Source organism: Prevotella conceptionensis 9403948, assembly GCF_000312305.1.
In the GTDB taxonomy this organism is placed as follows: Bacteria; Bacteroidota; Bacteroidia; order Bacteroidales; family Bacteroidaceae; genus Prevotella; species Prevotella conceptionensis.
In genome coordinates this window covers 416,057-417,865 of record NZ_HE999445.1, presented here as the reverse complement: position 1 = coordinate 417,865, position 1,809 = coordinate 416,057, and the positions used below count along the sequence as shown (strand labels likewise).

Sequence of the window (1,809 nt, the reverse complement as noted above, 5' to 3'; positions counted from 1 at the left end):
GGGTTTGGTGTAGTGCGATTTCTCTGCCGCAACGTCGTCTTCAACGCCAGCAAGAACGCCCAACTCGCCTTCAACGGTTACGTCGAACTGGTGTGCATAGTCAACAACCTTCTTCGTCAGGGCCACGTTTTCGTCGTAGGGAAGTGACGAACCGTCGATCATCACCGAGGAGAAGCCCATGTCGATGCAGCTCTTGCAAGTTTCAAAGCTGTCTCCGTGGTCCAGGTGGACAACGATTTCGGGGTGATTTACTCCAAGTTCTTTAGCGTATTCAACAGCGCCCTGTGACATATAACGCAGAAGGGTGGGGTTAGCGTAGTTGCGCGCGCCCTTCGATACCTGTAAGATTACGGGTGATTTGAGGTCGGCAGCAGCCTTGATGATGGCCTGCAGCTGCTCCATGTTGTTAAAGTTGAATGCCGGAATTGCGTATCCGCCATTGATGGCCCTTTTAAACATCTCGCGAGTGTTTACTAGACCTAGGGATTTGTAATCTACCATAATTTTAATTATTATAAAGTTGGATGTGATGTCGTTATCTTATTTATACGTATGCAAAATTAATGCTTTAATTTGTCAACACAAAGATTTATAGGTGTTTTTATTGTCCAATTTGGAGGAAAAGTGACATTAATTGATGCTTATCATCCTGTGGCTTACGTTTTGTTAGCTTTGCTTTACATTTTCTTCATTTTGCTTTTAGCCCAACGGGAAGAACAAGGGTAGCAGGAATATCATGACAATGCCGATGATGAGTTGCAAGGGGAAACCCACTTTTACATAGTCCATGAAGGTGTATTGGCCTGCTCGCATAACCAATGCGTTGGGCGGCGTGGAGAACGGCGACATGAAACACATGCTTGCGGCGATGGTTACGGCAAACAGGAAGGCGTAAGGGCTGGCCCCAATCTCCTTTGCGGCAGATAGCGCAATGGGGGCCATCAACACGGCGGTGGCCGTGTTGCTGATGAACATCGTTAGGATGGTGGTGGTGAGGTAGATGCCTGCCAAGAGCACGATGGGGCTCATGCTGCCCAAGGAGTTTACCAAGGTATGGGATATTTCTGCCGACACACCCGTCTTTTCGAGGGCGGTAGACATCGGCATCATGGCCGCAATAAGTACTACGCTTTCCCAGTTAATGGTTTTGTATGCGGCCTCTACGTTTCGGAAACAGCCTGTGAGAACCATCAGCAGACCCGCAATGATGACGGCCGTTACGGGGGCGATGGGGATGAAGTCGAACATCATCATGGCCACCATCAGCAACATGATGGCGCCGGCGATGGGTGCCTTGTTGGTTAGTATCACCTTTTGGGCCTGTTCTTTGGGCTGACCCAGCACCACCCAATCGTCGTTTTCGTTTGCCAGTTGCCCGATATTGGTCCACGAACCCTGTACCAATAGCACGTCGCCTGCATGTAGGCGTTCTTCGGAAAGGTCGTTAAGGATGTAGTCGTGGCTACGTCTGATGCCCAGGACATTAATGTTGAAGTGTTCGCGAAGGCCCGAATTTTTCAGTTTTGTGCCGTTAAGTTGCGACGTGGGCATAAGTACCAGCTCGGCAATTCCCAGGTCGTAGAAGTCGATACCCGTGTTGTCCAGTTGTTCGAGTTTCATTTCTGCGGCGAAGAAGTCCATGTGTTCGTTGTCGCCTGTTATGTAAATAACGTCTTCGGTTTGCAAGATGCTGTCGGGCATGGGCATGCTTTGCTTCACGTTACGTATGAAACGCCCGCTGCGTGCAGCCTTTCTTCTGATTTCCATCACGCTGAGTCCATAGCGGTTGCGGAGGTCTAGCTCGGCTAG

2 protein-coding genes are annotated in these 1,809 nt (G+C 49.8%); both read right to left on the bottom strand.

Features of this window, described 5'->3' with window-relative positions; all coding sequences use genetic code 11:
* Window positions 1-501: class II fructose-bisphosphate aldolase (locus tag BN93_RS06060; RefSeq protein ID WP_044259938.1), on the bottom strand; the 501-nt coding region annotated here is incomplete at its 3' end.
* 198 nt (window positions 502-699) lie between these two features.
* The coding region (locus tag BN93_RS06055) for an SLC13 family permease (protein ID WP_019187444.1) at window positions 700-1,809 on the bottom strand (1,110 nt) is incomplete at its 5' end.